At 60.7% G+C, this 14,769-nt stretch carries 13 protein-coding genes; 4 read left to right on the top strand and 9 right to left on the bottom strand.

The genetic code is table 11. The annotated features are described in order from the left end of the window. Positions 1 to 20: 20 nt before the first annotated feature. A complete protein-coding gene (locus tag PXH66_RS14340) occupies positions 21 to 719 on the bottom strand; it encodes an MTAP family purine nucleoside phosphorylase (protein WP_330929105.1) in 699 nt (232 codons plus the stop codon). A gap of 63 nt (positions 720 to 782) precedes the next feature. Next, positions 783 to 1,568 carry a nucleotidyltransferase domain-containing protein gene (locus tag PXH66_RS14335; protein ID WP_330929106.1) on the bottom strand — a complete coding sequence of 262 codons (786 nt, stop codon included), beginning with the start codon at positions 1,566 to 1,568 and terminating at the stop codon, positions 783 to 785. Between PXH66_RS14335 and PXH66_RS14330 the strand changes: the two genes are divergently transcribed. From PXH66_RS14330 to PXH66_RS14320, 3 genes are all read left to right on the top strand, one after another. Further along, entirely contained in the window at positions 1,567 to 2,361 is a 795-nt protein-coding gene (locus PXH66_RS14330) for a hypothetical protein (protein WP_330932052.1), read from the top strand. The genes PXH66_RS14335 and PXH66_RS14330 overlap by 2 nt on opposite strands. Before the next feature lie 121 nt (positions 2,362 to 2,482). Next, entirely contained in the window at positions 2,483 to 3,448 is a 966-nt protein-coding gene (locus PXH66_RS14325; protein WP_330929108.1) for an acetylxylan esterase, read from the top strand. Between the two features lie 28 nt (positions 3,449 to 3,476). Further along, positions 3,477 to 4,688 (top strand): AGE family epimerase/isomerase, encoded by a 1,212-nt coding sequence (locus PXH66_RS14320; RefSeq protein WP_330929109.1) that lies wholly within the window; start codon positions 3,477 to 3,479, stop codon positions 4,686 to 4,688. Positions 4,689 to 4,728: 40 nt separating this feature from the next. Here PXH66_RS14320 and PXH66_RS14315 read toward each other — a convergent pair whose 3' ends face one another. The 7 genes from PXH66_RS14315 to dnaG all read right to left on the bottom strand — a co-directional run bounded on the left by PXH66_RS14315 (position 4,729) and on the right by dnaG (position 13,593). Continuing rightward, positions 4,729 to 6,717 carry a penicillin-binding transpeptidase domain-containing protein gene (locus PXH66_RS14315; RefSeq protein ID WP_330929110.1) on the bottom strand — a complete coding sequence of 663 codons (1,989 nt, stop codon included), beginning with the start codon at positions 6,715 to 6,717 and terminating at the stop codon, positions 4,729 to 4,731. Positions 6,718 to 6,727: 10 nt separating this feature from the next. After that, positions 6,728 to 7,267 (bottom strand): hypothetical protein, encoded by a 540-nt coding sequence (locus PXH66_RS14310; RefSeq protein ID WP_330929111.1) that lies wholly within the window; start codon positions 7,265 to 7,267, stop codon positions 6,728 to 6,730. Positions 7,268 to 7,445: 178 nt separating this feature from the next. After that, on the bottom strand, positions 7,446 to 8,276 hold the full coding sequence (gene mreC, locus PXH66_RS14305) for a rod shape-determining protein MreC (protein ID WP_330929112.1): 831 nt from the start codon (positions 8,274 to 8,276) through the stop codon (positions 7,446 to 7,448). 125 nt (positions 8,277 to 8,401) lie between these two features. Then, positions 8,402 to 9,418, bottom strand: a complete 1,017-nt coding sequence (locus PXH66_RS14300; protein WP_330929113.1) for a rod shape-determining protein — start codon at positions 9,416 to 9,418, stop codon at positions 8,402 to 8,404. Between the two features lie 199 nt (positions 9,419 to 9,617). Then, positions 9,618 to 9,866 carry a twin-arginine translocase TatA/TatE family subunit gene (tatA, locus tag PXH66_RS14295; RefSeq protein WP_330929114.1) on the bottom strand — a complete coding sequence of 83 codons (249 nt, stop codon included), beginning with the start codon at positions 9,864 to 9,866 and terminating at the stop codon, positions 9,618 to 9,620. A 52-nt stretch (positions 9,867 to 9,918) separates the two neighbouring features. Beyond that, complete coding sequence (gene rpoD / locus PXH66_RS14290) at positions 9,919 to 11,715, bottom strand: RNA polymerase sigma factor RpoD (RefSeq protein ID WP_330929115.1); 1,797 nt, start codon at positions 11,713 to 11,715, stop codon at positions 9,919 to 9,921. 15 nt (positions 11,716 to 11,730) lie between these two features. Beyond that, positions 11,731 to 13,593 (bottom strand): DNA primase, encoded by a 1,863-nt coding sequence (dnaG, locus tag PXH66_RS14285; protein WP_330929116.1) that lies wholly within the window; start codon positions 13,591 to 13,593, stop codon positions 11,731 to 11,733. A 119-nt stretch (positions 13,594 to 13,712) separates the two neighbouring features. Here dnaG and PXH66_RS14280 point away from each other — a divergent pair, with 119 nt between their 5' ends. Continuing rightward, the gene (locus tag PXH66_RS14280; RefSeq protein WP_330929117.1) at positions 13,713 to 14,765 is read left to right on the top strand and encodes a DUF362 domain-containing protein; all 1,053 of its coding nucleotides are present in this window, start codon (positions 13,713 to 13,715) and stop codon (positions 14,763 to 14,765) included. Positions 14,766 to 14,769 lie beyond the last annotated feature (4 nt).

Raw genomic sequence — 14,769 nt, 5'->3', positions numbered from 1 at the left:
ACGGTCCTGCGTTAGCGCGCTCAGCCAAGGATCTCGAGGAAACGCGTGAAGAGGCGGTTCACCTTGGCTTGGTTTTCCTTCACCAGGTCGTGGAACTTGGCGAAGTCGATTTCGGTGCCTTCCAAGCCGTTCGCGAAATTATCGATGAGAGCGAAACTGTTGTAGTTGAGGCCAAGTTCGGAGCAAAGGTCGGCTTCGAAGGCGGCGGTCATGCCGATGACATCGCCCCAGTTTTTGACGACGCGGATTTCGGCCTTGGTTTCGAAGCGCGGGCCGCGCATCTGCACGTAGGTCTTGCCGGGATAAATGGTGAACTCCGGGTCGAGGGCCTTGAGGAGGTCGGGAATGAGGTTATTGGCGATGCCGGGCGCGCCGCCCTTGAGCTCGTCGTCGTGGAAGGTTTTGGGTCCCTCCTGGAGGCATACGTAGTCGGAGCAGGAAACAAACGTGCCGGGAGGCAGCGCGGGATCGAGCGATCCGACGGAGTTGAGGGATACGATGTCGGTGTAACCCAGGTCGGCCAGCGCCCGGATATTGGCCCGGTAGTTGATCGTGTGCGGCGGCTTGGGAAACTCGTAGCCGTGGCGGTTGATGAGCACATGGTCGCCGTGCGCCTTGTAGGTGACGGGGCCGTAGGGGGTTTCGATGGTGCGGACGTCCCAAGCGGCGAAGAGATCGGACTTCACGATGCTGGTGCCACTGATAAAGGCGACTTTCATAGCGGGGGATCAACAGCTCGGCGCGACAGTATTACAAATCAAAAGCCGCGAGTCACGGGACTCTCACAAATCGGCCACCGGCGGTTCGTGGTCGAGCCAGTTGAGCTCGTTGTCGCGTTGGAACCAGCGTCCCCAGGTCGCGTCGTCAAACTCGACCGTGGTGGTCGCTTTGACGGCGGAGAAGAGGGCCTCGACGGACTCGGCGGATGATTCGTCGAGAATCCGATCGATCATCGCCAGCATGTCCGCGGGTCGATCCGGTGCGCGCTCGACCTCGCGCAGCATCCATTTGTGGAACGGGTAAAGCCGCTCGTTGTGAGCGAGGATAACCCGGCTGGAGAAGAGGATGAAGTTGTCGATCGCGCGTCGGACTATGTAGCGGTTGCCGTGTTTGCGACCCTCCTGCGCCATCCATTTCCAGGCGTTCATTTGGGCCAGAAACCGGCGGATGTTATCCGCTTTCTTTTCCACCGGAAAACGGACGATACGGGAAATGAGGGCGGGGATTTGGTCGTCGCGGGAAAATACCACGATGGCATCTTGAAAGGCGTAGCGGGCGGCTTCACTGCCGCGGTCCGCGACCTGTGCCATGAAAGGAATATCGAGATACTTGCCGTCGATGTAGCCACCTTCGTAGGTGCTGTGCTCGAAGTTGAGATAGAGCGGTTCGTCGCGTGCTTTACGGGCGGCGTAGGACTCGGGGGAAACGACGATCATGATATCCACGTCGGAAGTTTCACGGGCTAACCCGTGAGCGATGGAACCGCCGACGAGCAGGGCGATTACATCAGGTTCGGCGGCAAAAACTCGCTCCGCGTTGGCGATGGTCTCTTGATGGTGGGGATACATGATAAAGAAAGCAGGGGAATGGTTTCAGTTTGATGGAATCCGGCGAGGGGCGGCAATGACGGGGGCCGCTCTAAGCATTGCGCTGGCGGGCTGTGCGACGCGCGGGCCGACGCATCTTTACCTGGCGGGCATCGGGACAGCTCCCGTGATGGATCGCGGGTTGGAGGATGGTTTACACGATGAGTTGGAAGGATTTCTCGCGCCCACTGACGTGGTGGTGGGGCTGGGTTACGAATTTAACACCGACTACATTTGGCTGCGGTTGGCGCCCGGTAACGAATTGGTGACGATCAAACGGTCGGAGCGGAAAGAATGGTATCGTTACCAGCTTCCGGCGGCCTTCGCGCAATCGGGGCAGGCGTCACTCGATCTGGCGGTGCGGGCGTTCAACCGCATGGTTTACGCGGCGATGCCGGAGCCCGGTGCGGTGGGCAAAGTGACGCGTTACGGAGAAGTGCGGGACAGTGTGCGACCGGGGAATACGACCCGCGTGATCGGTGGTCTGGCGTGGGACCAGGTGCGGGATCGTCTGCTCGTGCTCTACGCCGACGATGGCAGCCTCGTGGCCTACGCGAACGAAGTGGAGCCGGTGGAAACGATTCGCTTCACGGAGCCGGTCTCACCCACGACCCTCGCCTTTGATAGCAACCGCCAACGTTTCTACGTGCCCTTGGCGGGCGGTGTCGAACTGGGCGAGTTCGATGCGGCCGGGCAATTGCTGGCGCGTTTGCCATGGCCGACCGAGCTGCGGGCGATTGATGCCGGCCAACGCTCCAACGTTAGAATTTTTTAACCGCCGACCAACCCGGATAAACCCAGATTTAAAGCTGACCATGGGAGGCGGTCCCGCCACGTTACCTCGCGTCACGGTCGTGAAACCAGCTGTGTCTTGCTGTGGTTAACCCTTTCCTCTTATGCCTGCCTTTGATTTTCCGCTCGAAAAACTGAAATCCTATCAAGGTTCGACGCCGCGACCGGCGGATTTTGACGCTTATTGGGACGCGGCGTTGGCGGAACTCGACGGTCACGATGCCCAGCTCGAAATCGTCGAGAATACGGCGATCAATCCGCCGCACGTCGCTTGTTTCGATTTGTGGTTCACGGGCGTGGGCGGGGCGCGTATCTACGCGAAATATCTGCGGCCGCGGCAACCCGCGGGCCAGCTGCCGGCGGTGCTGAAGTTTCATGGCTATTCGCACAACAGTGGTGACTGGACGGAATCGCTGGGCATGGCGGCGTGTGGTTTTGCGGTGGCCGCGATGGATTGCCGCGGGCAGGGCGGCCGGTCCGACGATGCGGGCGGGCCCAAGGGCATGACGTTGCGCGGACAATTTGTGCGCGGCCTCGACGATCCCGACCCGACCAAGCTGCTTTATCGTGCCATCTTCCTGGATACGGTTCTGCTGGCGCGCATCGTCATGGCGTTGTCTGAAGTGGACGAAAACCGGGTGGGGGTGACCGGTGCTTCGCAGGGTGGGGCGTTGGCGCTGGTGTGCGCGGCGCTGGAGCCCCGCATCAAACGCACGGCGCCCGTGTTTCCGTTTTTGTCCGATTACAAGCGGGTATGGGACATGGATCTGGCGAAGGGCGCATTCGAAGAGCTGCGGTATTTTCTGCGCAAATTCGATCCGCGGCATGAGCGCGTCGACGAGGTGTTTACCAAACTCGGCTACATCGATGTGCAAAATTTTGCCTCCCGGGTGCAGGCGGAGGTGCTCATGTTCACGGGTTTGATGGATCAAATTTGTCCGCCCAGCACGCAGTTTGCGGCTTTCAACAAACTCACGGGGCCGAAGCGCATGGTGCTTTATCCGGATTACGAGCACGAGAATTTGCCGGATCAAGCGGACCTCGCGTTCGAGTTTCTTCGCCAGCTGTAGGCGTGGCGCCAGCTGCCGCTTAGTCGCGATGGACCCGACCACGCTTTCTGCCTACCGGCAGCGCATTGAAACGGACCTGCGGGCGAATATCCTGCCGTTCTGGATGGAGCACGTCGCCGACGGCGAACGCGGCACGTTTCACGCCGAATTGTCGCACGAACTCGTGGTGGATGATTCCAAGCCCCGGGGCGCCCTGCTGAGCGCTCGTATCCTATGGACCTATGCGGCGGCGTTTCGCGTCTATGGAGGCGCCGATCTGCGAGCCATGGCCGACTTTGCGTATGCGGACTTGATCGGTCGTTTTGCGGATGAACAGCATGGGGGATTTTATTGGTCCATCCATCCCGACGGGTCGCCGGAACGCACGCGCAAGCAAGTTTACGGGCAGGCGTTTGCGATCTACGCGCTGACGGAATATCACCGGGCGACGGCAGGGGCCGAGCCGTTGCGGCGGGCGCAAGACGTCTTTGAGCGATTGGAAAAGCATGCGAAAGATCCGGCGCGCGGCGGCTACTTTGAGGCATTTGGAGCCAATTGGTCATCCATTGCCGACATGCGTTTGAGTGACGTGGACCAGAACGTTCCCAAGTCGCAGAACACGCTTCTCCACGTGATGGAAGCCTACACCAATTTGCTGCGGGTGTGGCCGAATGATCGCGTGCGATCGGCGCTGCACGCGTTGGTGGTGACCATGGTGGATCACGTGGTTCATCCCGAAGCGTTTCACCTGGGGCTGTTTTTTCAAGCGGACTGGACGCCGACCTCGCAGCGAATTTCCTACGGGCACGACATCGAAGCCGCGTGGTTGTTGTGGGAGGCGGCGCAGGCATTGGACGATGAGGCCCTGCGCGCGCGGCTGCTGCCAATCGTGATGAAGATCGCGGAGGTCACGCTGGCGGAAGGAGTCGATGCCGATGGGGCAATTTTCAACGAAGGCGGGCCGACCGGGGTCACCGATGACTCCAAAGAATGGTGGCCCCAGGCGGAGGGAGTGGTCGGCTTCATCAATGCCGCTCAGCTGTCGGGCGATGATCGTTATCTCGCGGCGGCTTTTCGACTGTGGGACTTCATTGAAGCGCGACTGATTGATCCGCAGGGCGGGGAGTGGTTTCGGGGGGTGAAGCGGAATGGGGAGATTATCACCACTTTCGAGAAGGTGGGGTTTTGGAAATGCCCCTATCATAACGGGCGGGCGGCCATGGAAGCGATCGCACGACTCAACGCGCTCGGCGCGTGGTGAGATAGTGGCGGCGGGTCGGGTCCCCGCTATTCCTGCGCTTTCAGCGCGCCGCCAAGACGGCCGCTTCGCTCGACGGAGCGGGGATCAGCTCAGGAAACTTTTCCGCCCACTTCGCCAGAATATCGTGGGCCACGGGAGCGGAAAACGAGCCGCCGCCGGTTTCCTCCCCGGGGGTGTCGCCCTCGACCATGACGGCGATGGCGACCTGGGGGCGCTCGATGGGCGCGAAACAAATGAACCAGGCGAAATTAACCGTGCCCTTGGCCGTGCGTTTCTGCGCGGTGCCGGTTTTGCCCGCCACGCGCAGGCCGGGAATACGCATGGACTTGATGGTGGTGAAGGAAGTGCGCGAAGTGCCGGAAATGGTGCACTCCTCCATGCCTTCGAGCACGGCGGCGTAGTTCGCCGGGGACAGGCCGAGCGGGGCGGTGCGTTGCACGGCGCGTTCCGGATCGTGGGTGAGGTGGGGGACGGTCGTGGTCTGGCCGCGAGCGAGGGAAGCCATGAACGTGGCCATTTGTAGGGGAGTGACCAATACATCTCCCTGACCGATGGACATGTTGGCGGTGTCGCCCGGCACCCAGCTCTGGCCGCGACGTTCTTTTTTCCACGCGGGGTCCGGAATCAGGGTGCGTTCGCTTTCGTGGGGCAGCTCGATGCCCGTGACGGAGCCGAACCCGAGCCGCCGGGCTTCGTCGGCCAGGGCCTGGGCACCGGTCTCCAAACCGTGCTCGTAGTAGAATACGTTGCAGCTTTTGGCGATGGCGGTGTGCAGCTTGATCTGTCCGTGGGCGTGGCCGTCGTGACAAGGGAAGAGACGGCGGCCGACGCGGTAATAGCCTCCGCAATTGGTTTCGGTATCGGGGCCAATGGTGCCGGCGCGCATGCCGGCCAACGTGACCAGAATTTTGAACGAGGAGCCCGGTGGGTAGAGTCCTTGGATGGGGCGGTTCAACCATGCGCCACGGGCATTGATGTCGTCGACGGCGGCCTGACTGAGGCTGGGGGAAAAGTCGTTGAGATTGTAGTCGGGCACACTGGCCATGACGAGCACCTCACCCGTGTTGACGTCGAGGGCGACGGCGGCCCCTGCCATCTCGTATTCGCGCATCCGTTTTTCGGCCGCGAGCTGCAGGTCGATGTCCAGGCTGGTGATCAGATTTTCCCCCTGCACGGGCAGGCGACGTTGGAGTGATTCCACGCGATAGCCGACGGAATTGACGCGGTAGACGGTGCCGCCGGCTTCACCCTGCAGTTTCGACTCGAATTGGGTTTCCAGACCATTGCGACCTTCGGAGCCGACCATGCGAAAGGTCATCAACTCAGCGCCGGGGAATTCCTCATCGACCTCGATGTCGCGGTTGGCGGCGACATAGCCGAGCACATGGGAAGCAGTGTTGTCGTGGGGGTAATAGCGCGTGCTGGTGGTATAGACCTGCAGGGGGGAATTGACCGGCAACTGCTCGAGCAGGCGGGCGTATTCATCGGGTTCGAGATCCTCGATGAGGTTGTAAGGGAGAATACGTTGCGCGTTGAAATGACGCCGCAGATTCCGGGCGTTGAGCTCGGTTTCGCGGCCGAGCGCGTGATTAACTTTCTGCAGGTAGCGGTCGACGACGGTGAAGCGGGCGATCTCGGTCATCTGCGTGGATGAAGGCACGTCGACGTCTTCCCCCACTGCCTCGACCGCACGGTAGGCTTTGCGGATTTCGACGTATTCGCGGTAGATTTCGGCGCGCAGTTCGTCGAGGTAGAGCACGGCCGAAAAACGGGGACGATTACCGACGAGCAGTTCGCCGTTGCGGTCGTAAATGTTGCCGCGCGGGCCCGGCACCAGAATGCGGCGCTGGCTTTGCGCCTTCTCTTTTTCATGCGCCAAGTCCGACCGCAGGACTTGTTGAATCACCAAGCCGATGGCCAGGGTCATGAAGCCGATGGCGATGGGAATGTAGAAGAATTGCAGACGTGGATTGGACCCCTTGTGGGTTTCCACCATGCCACTGGAGCCATCCGTGATATTGTCTGCCATTGCTGCTTAACTACATCGCGGCAGTTACCTCGTCACGCAAGCCGACGCGGACAATTTCGAGGGCCCGTTCCTGCAGGGCGAAAAACCAGTAGGCGGTCAGACCAATCGCGATTTGAGAAACGGCCAGATCGGTGAGCAGTCGCAGCCCCGAGACCGAAGCGCCCGGAGTGCGACTCAAGGCGAAGAACGTGATGATGACAAACATGCCGAGATTGGTGATCAAGGCGACGACGAGTCCCAGCAGCGGCTCGGTGGCGGCGAAGCGATTGCGCACCCGCACGATAATGAGGTGAGCCACGCCGAACAAAAAGGCATGGAAGCCAAAGGGCAGGGGACTGCTGGCATCCAAAAACAACCCGAGCAGGAAGCTGGCGTTGAATCCCTGCTGCGGAGCCAGGCGCAACGCGGGGAAGGCCACAAGTAATCCGCCGATCCAGAGCGAAACGGCGTAGGGGCTGAGGCTGTAATTGGCCTGCCCGGCCAAGGCGTTCAGGATAAGTCCACAGAACAGCACGACGGCGGTGCGACGATGACTGGGTTGGAATTTCACGCGGGAATGGGGTGGCGAGCCGCAGCGGCCGCTAACGTGGTGCGAAGGAAGGAACGTGGTCGGGGGCGATGGCCGCCGGGGGCGCTTCGGACAGCTCTACCGTGTTCATCGCGCGCGAGCGCGCTCCTACGGGGTGGGAGTGAAGCCGGGGGCATGGTTGGCGAGCTCGGCTGCAATTTCACAACGGATCGAGCGGCACGAGCACGGTGACTTCGGTGACTTGATTGAGTCGCGGGTCGAGATTGACGCGCCCGGTTTTAAAGAGTCCGTCGAGACTGGGCTCCAGTTGGATGACGGTGCCGAGGCGAAGTCCGCGCGGAAAAACTCCGCCCAACCCGGACGTCACCAACGGTTGCGGATTCGCGGGATTGGCCTGCAGGTCGAGCGGCACAAATTCCACCGTGGCCTGAGGCCGTGAAAGGGGGGGATTTAATCCCCCCTGAAAACTCATAGGACGGTCGTCGTTTTCAAACGAGGCGGCGAGGCGAACATTGGGGCTGCTGATCAAGTCCACGATCGCGGTGGTGGAATGCACTTCGGTGATGCGACCGACGACGCCGCCAGCGAAGATGACCGGAGCCCCGACGGGCAGATTGAAATTGGCCCCTTTGCGGATGGTCAGCCGTTGCCACCAGCCATTGAAATCACGGCTGACGACGCGAGCAGGTTCGGAGCGATAATTATCGAACGAAGGCAAACGCAGCAGTCGCTCCAGCCGGGCGACCTCGCGGCGCAACTCGACGTTTTCCTCGGCGGAGTGCGCGTATTTGGCTACGACGCCCCCGAGGTCGCGATAGGCGGCGATGATGTCGTTTTTGGAACGGGTGCGCAGCGCCCAATAGTCCTGTAGTTCCCGGAGGTAGGAGGCCGATACTTCGACCGGCGACTGCATTTCATAAAAGCCGTCGCGGGCGAATCGTTTCAGCACGGTCGGGAAGATCAGCCATACCAAGAGCAACACCCCGAGGGTGATGAAGGGTTTGGTTTGATCAAAACGACGAGAAGGCACCGGGATTCGAAAGGCGAATTAGTGGTGAACGGGCGAAGCGGTCGTGACAAGCTCAGGGGTGCACCGCAGTTGGCGGCGATCGCAAAGACCGCGCTGACGCGGGGACGTGGGACCGGCGAGGCCGATCAGCTGTGTTGCAGCACCCAACTCAAATCGCTCAATACCGCGCCGGTGCCGTTGGCCACGGCGGAGAGCGGATCCTCGGCGATCGTCACCGGCAGGCCGGTCTTTTCGCTGAGGAGGCGATCGATGCCGCGAATGAGGGCACCGCCACCGGCGAGCACGAAGCCCCGGTCAACGAGGTCGGCCGAAAGTTCCGGCGGGCAGCGTTCGAGCGCGGCGCGGACGGCGTCGACGATCGCGGCCATGGTGTCGCTGAGGGCCTCGCGAATTTCCTGGGAAGTGATGTGGATCGTCTTGGGCAAACCGGCGACCGAGTCGCGGCCCTTGACTTCCATGGTGAGCTCTTCGTCGAGCGGATAGGCCGAGCCGAGGCGCATTTTAATCTCTTCCGCGGTGCGCTCACCGATGAGGAGATTGTAGGCCCGTTTCATGTAGTTGACGATGGCGGCGTCGATTTCGTCACCCGCGACGCGGATGGATTTGGAAAAGACGATGCCGGACAGCGAAATGATCGCGATCTCGGTGGTGCCGCCGCCGATGTCGACGATCATGTTGGCGGCCGGCTCATCGATGGGCAGTCCGACGCCGATGGCGGCGGCCATGGGCTCGGGAATGGTGATCACGTCACGGGCGCCGGCATGCACGGCGGAGTCTTTCACGGCCCGTTTTTCCACTTCGGTGATGCCGGAGGGAATCGCGATCACGACGCGCGGGCTGACGCGGAAGCTGTTGCTGTTCACCTTGCGGATGAAATACCGCAGCATGGCCTCGGTGACGTCGAAGTCGGCGATGACGCCGTCCTTCATGGGTCGGATGGCGGTGATGTTGCCCGGGGTGCGGCCGAGCATGCGTTTGGCATCGGAACCAACGGCGCGAACTTTGCGCGTGGTGGAGTCGAGGGCGACGACGGACGGCTCCCGCAGGACAATCCCGCGGTCCTTCAAGTAAACCAAGGTATTGGCTGTGCCAAGGTCGATACCGATGTCGTTGGAGAAGTGGGAGAGGAACTTTAAGGCCATGTGGGACGCGTTTCCGCCGTCGGAAAACAATCGGTGAGCAATCGGGGTGTCAAAGTGTAAAACCGCTTATAGCGAGGGCGTTGCGAGCAAAAATCGCACCGGAAGGAAAAGATCGTATTTTGAGCCAACAAAAACGCGCCGTTCGGAACGAAGCGGCGCGGAGGAAAGGGAAGGAAAGTGGCGACGTGATGGGGTCGCCTCAGTTGTTGCCCGGGGTGCCGGAAGACTCGGGCGTTTTGGCGAGCGGTTTCGTCGGTTCTTCGTCTGCCGCATTAAATTCGTTCTTCGCTTCGTCCGAGGCTTTCTGGAACTCGTTCTTGGCTTTACCCAGGCCGCGAGCGAGCTCGGGAAGTTTTTTGGCACCGAACAAAAGCAGCACGATGAAGAGGAGGACGAGGACCTCGGTCGTGCCCAAGGGACCGATCGCGAATAGAGCGGGGAAGTTCATGGCGAGTGGAAAAGTAGAATCGAACGTGGCGGGAAGCAAGGGGAGACGTGACTCAGTTCGGACGACCGAGGTTTTGCGCCGTGCCGGGTTTGACGGCGAGCTTCATGAGGTTCTGGGCGTTGTCCAACTGCTCGGCGTCGAAGAAGCCATGCAACTGACGGATGCGGGTCGGGTGACGCATCTTGCGGAGAGCCTTGGCCTCGATCTGGCGAATACGTTCGCGGGTAACCTTGAACTGCTTGCCCACCTCTTCGAGAGTGCGGCTGTAGCCGTCGACGAGTCCGAAACGCAGTGAAAGCACGCGGCGTTCGCGTTCGGTGAGGGAGTCGAGCACGTCGATGATCTTTTCGCGCAGCAGCGAATAAGCCGTCATGTCGTAAGGATTCTCGGCGGACTTGTCCTCGATGAAATCACCGAACGACGTGTCATCGCCGTCGCCCACGGGGGACTGGAGGGAGATGGGCTGCTGGGCCATCTTCATGATCTGCTGCACGCGCTCGACGGGCAGGTTCATCTCGTCGGCCACTTCCTCGGGGGTCGGCTCGTGGCCGAATTCCTGGAGGAGTTGTTTTTGCACCTGCATGACCTTGTTGAGGGTCTCGATCATGTGCACCGGAATGCGGATCGTGCGGGCTTGGTCGGCGATGGAACGGGTGATGGCCTGGCGAATCCACCACGTGGCGTAGGTGGAGAATTTGTAGCCGCGGCGGTATTCGAATTTCTCGACCGCCTTCATGAGGCCCATGTTGCCCTCCTGGATGAGGTCGAGGAAGGAGAGACCACGGTTGGTGTATTTCTTTGCGATCGAAATCACGAGGCGGAGATTGGCCTCGACCATCTCGGTCTTGGCCTTGTGGGCCTCGCGGACATGGACGTAGGTCTGCTCGACGATGCGGTGAAATTCATCGGGATCGATGCGCAGTTCGTTTTCGATCTCCTTGAGGCGGGCTTTCAGCTCCTTGGGATCGATGGCGGCATCGCGCTTGGTCCGGGGCTTTTTGGCCCGGGCCATCTTGGCATTGATCTGTTCGATTTCGTTGAGGACCGGGCGCTTGTTGGCGAGCCACTCCTCGTAGACTTTCAGCTTGAAGAAGAACTTGGGGAAATTGTTCCGCAGGGTGGTCTCACGTTTCTTGTGCTTGGTGTGGACCTTCTTCTTCTCGGCTTCGCCCTTGGCCTTGTGCCACTCGACCCAGGATTGACCGACCATCATCTCGTTGCGTTGCGTCGTCTCGACGAGCTTGGGCAGCGATTTGAAGTAGGCGTCGCGACTCTCGATTTTCTTATCGATGACGATGCGATCGAAGCGTTCCTCGCGCGTGAGGAGCTTTTCGCCGAGAGTGCCGATGTGGCCACCGATGACGGCGGCTTGGAAGAGGGCGGTCTGCGCGTTGAGTTCAGCGGTTTCGATGCGCTTGGAAATTTCGACTTCCTGCTCGCGGGTGAGCAGGGGAACCTGACCCATCTGCTTGAGATACATCCGGACGGGGTCGTCGAGGATGTCGTTCTGGGATGTGCGGGTGGCCTCCTCCTCGGCCTCCTCCATGCGCTGCTTGTAATCCTCAACCTGATCGGGCTCGAGGATCTCAATCTCGAGGTTTTGGAGGATGGAGATGATGTTATCGAACTCGTCCTGGTTCTCGACGGATTCGGGCAAAGCCTCGTTGATGTCGTCCCACGTGAGGTAGCCCTGCTCTTTGGAAAGACGGATGAGCAGGCGGATACGCTCGTTGACGCCGCTGGCGGCGGCATCGACGGTGGCGGACGTTTTACCCTCGGTCGACTTGAGGGCGGTTTCAACGGCCTCCGACTGAGCGGAGGAGGTGGCGGACTTGGCTTTGCGCGGCATGGATGTAATACGAGACTAGACAGCCTCCGCCAATCTAAGCGGTTGGCGTAGCTGTCTTTGCAATTCAGAACGTGATTTCAGCAGAGAAAATGCGTCAGGCTGAATGTCCGAAGCGGGATTCGACAAAGCAAGTTCTATTTGGCGGAGGCGCAAGCGCAGGGTGCGATCCCTTAACTTTTGCAGGCCTTCCTCGGCCGCTTTGAACGGATCTTCGATGCTGGGGGCGTCGAATAAAAGCGACGCCACCAACGTTTTCTCGGCTTCGGTCTCCAGTAGATCGGTCTCGGAGAGATGGGCGGCACCGGGCCAGGCATCGTGCTCGAATTCGGCGAGGAAGCGGTTGAGCAGCGCGCCGGCGGGTTCGGCGGCATCGACCCAGTCATGCGGGAGGATGTGGCTGATCGGTTTGCCCAGTTGCTCGAAATGCAGGCACAGCAACAGCAGGTGATGTTCCGGGGAAATGGTCTGGGGGCCGGTGGGCGCGGGCGGCGGCGCGGGTTCCTCGCGGTGGACCGGGGCGTAGCGGCTGCCGCGTTGGCGGAATTGTTCGAAATCGCGGGTGAGGGCGAGGGCCGACAACCCGAGGCGTCGGCTGGCTTCGTTGATGAATTCCGACCGGGCGACTTCGGATTCAGCGGCAATGATAATCTCGAACAGCGGCTGCACGGCGGCGGCTTTGCGCTCCGCGCTGGATTTGCGGCCATCGGGTAGGAGGGCGTGCCCGGCAAATTCCATGGCCGTCTGGGAAGCGGCTTTCACGTCGTCGTAGCCGGCGAGTCCGCGTTCGAGAAAGAGGAGATCGGGATCGAGTTTGGCGTCGCCTTTCGAGGTCAGGAACCGGACTTCCATGCCCGCCTTCAGCGCCATGGGCAAAAACCGCAGCGCCGCTTTTTGTCCCGCCCCGTCGCCGTCGAAGAAGCACTCGACCTGATTGTGATACCGGCGGAGCAAGGCAAGTTGGGTTTCGGTAATGGCGGTGCCTTGAGGGGCGATGGCGGTTTTCAGGCCGACGCTCCAGCAGCGCAAGGCGTCGAGCTGGCCTTCCACCATGACGAAGGGGTGCCCTTCGCCCGCCGCGGTGCGCGCGCGGTCGAGATTGAAGAGCAGGTTGCCTTTGACGAAGATCGGGGTTTCGGGGGAATTGACGTATTTGGCGTCCTTCGCGGGATCGTTGTCCGGCGTGAGTTCGGTTTGGCGGGCGGTGAAGGCGACCACGCGACCTTGGTGATCGCGGATCGGAATCATGAGGCGGCCCCGGAAGCGAGGTCGCAAGGAATGCAAGGTGAGGGCGGCATCTTCGTAGATGAAGAAGAGCCCGCATTGGCGGAGGGCGGCTTCGGAAAAGCCGTGCTTCATCAACACCCCGCCCAAGCCACTGCCGTCGGCCCCGACCGCGCCGATTTTGAATTCTTCGGCCAGTTCCGGCGTGAAACGGCGATGGTTTTCCCAGTAGTCCCGCATCCAGTTGCCCACGTCATTGGCGGCGCGAAAGCATTCGTGATAGTGTTGGGCGGTGATCTCGTGGAGCTCGAAAATCTCCTGTCGGAGTGAACGCTCTTCGCGCGAGGGACCGGCCCCGTTTTCGTATTCGATCGGCACATTGAAGCGCTGTCCCAGGGCTTCGACCGACTCGATGAAGTTGAGCCCCTCGGTCTCGCGGACGAATGTGATCAAGTCGCCCGATTTGCCGCAGCCGAAGCATTTGTAGACCCCCATGTCGGGGTTTACGTGGAACGACGGCGACTTTTCCTGATGGAAGGGGCACAGGCCCTTGAAGCGCGAACCGGCCTTTTTGAGCGTCACGCTACGCGAGATCACATCAACGATGTTCACCCGGGCGCGCAGGTCGCGGACGCAGGTCGGTTTAACTAGTGGCATGGACAACGATGGCGAGGGGAGGACGCCGGGAGTTGGACATTTACCCCGGCCTGTGCTCTGTCAAGGTCTGCTCCGAAACTCGGAAACAAACCTGCCTTTCTTCGCGTCTAACCACTTCCATGCCTCGTATTCCTGCTTTCGTATGTGCCGCGTTCATATCGGCTCTCGGCGTCACGGCGTCCGCTCAATCAGCATCGACTGATGCGGCGCCCTCGCCGATCAAACTCCCCAGCACCGTATGGGAGGCAAAACTGGAAGGGTTCTCCTTCGCGAGCTACCGACCGGAAGTCGAGCGTCTGTTGGAGGGCTTCGAGAAGGCAGTGGGACATCGGCTGGTGCCGGGGGAAAAAGGGAAAGTGGGGCTCAAAATCTACGCCGATTCCGGGCCCGGGCTGGCGACACCGGTGCCTCTGGTGCAGGCGGTGATCGCCGCGCTGCAGGAACGGGGATACCGGCGGGAGGATATCTTTTTGGTCGGGCTCAATCCGTTGCGTTTGCGATTCACGGGTTACCTGCCGTCGCTCATCACGGGTGAGTCGCCGTTCGAAGGTCACCCGATCTACATTTTGGAATCGGGCCAGTTTTATGACCCCGAGTGGTTTTATGACAGCCCGTTGCCCTCCCGTTTCGATCCGGTGTTTTTGGCGGAACGGGCCAATCGCAGTGAACAACAGCGTTTGGAGGAAAACCGTCGAAGCTTTTTGGCCACCCCGCTGTTTCTCGACGCGGATTTCTGGATCAACCTCCCGGTCTACACTGATCACCCGACCCTGGGAGTGAACGGAGCGCTGGTGAATGCCACGCTGTGGAACGCGTCCAATACGGCGCGCTTCATGAAGAGCCCGACCAATGCGCCGGCGGCGGTGGCGGAGATGAGTGCCATCCCCGAACTGCGTCAGACCTGGTTATTCACGATCGCCAGCCTGCAGCAGTATCAATTTGTCGGGGGACCGGCCTTCAACTCGCTCTACACCGTATCGGATCACACCATGTGGTTGAGCGCGGATCCGGTGGCGCTGGACACGTTGATGCTCGATCGCATCAACTTCCATCGACGCAAGGCGGGCTTTCCCATCGTGTCCGAAGAGATCCGGACGTTGGAGTTTGCGGAGGTGCTGGATGTGGGGAGTTCGTCAAATTTACCTCAAAGAATCGTTTCGGTGGATGGATAGACGG

The organism is Synoicihabitans lomoniglobus (genome assembly GCF_029023725.1).
Taxonomy (GTDB): Bacteria; Verrucomicrobiota; Verrucomicrobiia; order Opitutales; family Opitutaceae; genus Actomonas; species Actomonas lomonigloba.
Note: the sequence above shows the minus strand (reverse complement) of the source record. Positions and strands in the feature narration are given on the sequence as shown.

What these genes read in the sequence shown, in the direction of transcription:
- PXH66_RS14340 (WP_330929105.1), bottom strand. Translation starts at nt 719, where the DNA reads ATGAAAGTCGCCTTTATCAGTGGCACCAGCATCGTGAAGTCCGATCTC.
- PXH66_RS14330 (WP_330932052.1), top strand. Translation starts at nt 1,567, where the DNA reads ATGATAAAGAAAGCAGGGGAATGGTTTCAGTTTGATGGAATCCGGCGA.
- PXH66_RS14335 (WP_330929106.1), bottom strand. Translation starts at nt 1,568, where the DNA reads ATGTATCCCCACCATCAAGAGACCATCGCCAACGCGGAGCGAGTTTTT.
- PXH66_RS14325 (WP_330929108.1), top strand. Translation starts at nt 2,483, where the DNA reads ATGCCTGCCTTTGATTTTCCGCTCGAAAAACTGAAATCCTATCAAGGT.
- PXH66_RS14320 (WP_330929109.1), top strand. Translation starts at nt 3,477, where the DNA reads ATGGACCCGACCACGCTTTCTGCCTACCGGCAGCGCATTGAAACGGAC.
- PXH66_RS14315 (WP_330929110.1), bottom strand. Translation starts at nt 6,717, where the DNA reads ATGGCAGACAATATCACGGATGGCTCCAGTGGCATGGTGGAAACCCAC.
- PXH66_RS14300 (WP_330929113.1), bottom strand. Translation starts at nt 9,418, where the DNA reads ATGGCCTTAAAGTTCCTCTCCCACTTCTCCAACGACATCGGTATCGAC.
- tatA (WP_330929114.1), bottom strand. Translation starts at nt 9,866, where the DNA reads ATGAACTTCCCCGCTCTATTCGCGATCGGTCCCTTGGGCACGACCGAG.
- rpoD (WP_330929115.1), bottom strand. Translation starts at nt 11,715, where the DNA reads ATGCCGCGCAAAGCCAAGTCCGCCACCTCCTCCGCTCAGTCGGAGGCC.
- dnaG (WP_330929116.1), bottom strand. Translation starts at nt 13,593, where the DNA reads ATGCCACTAGTTAAACCGACCTGCGTCCGCGACCTGCGCGCCCGGGTG.
- PXH66_RS14280 (WP_330929117.1), top strand. Translation starts at nt 13,713, where the DNA reads ATGCCTCGTATTCCTGCTTTCGTATGTGCCGCGTTCATATCGGCTCTC.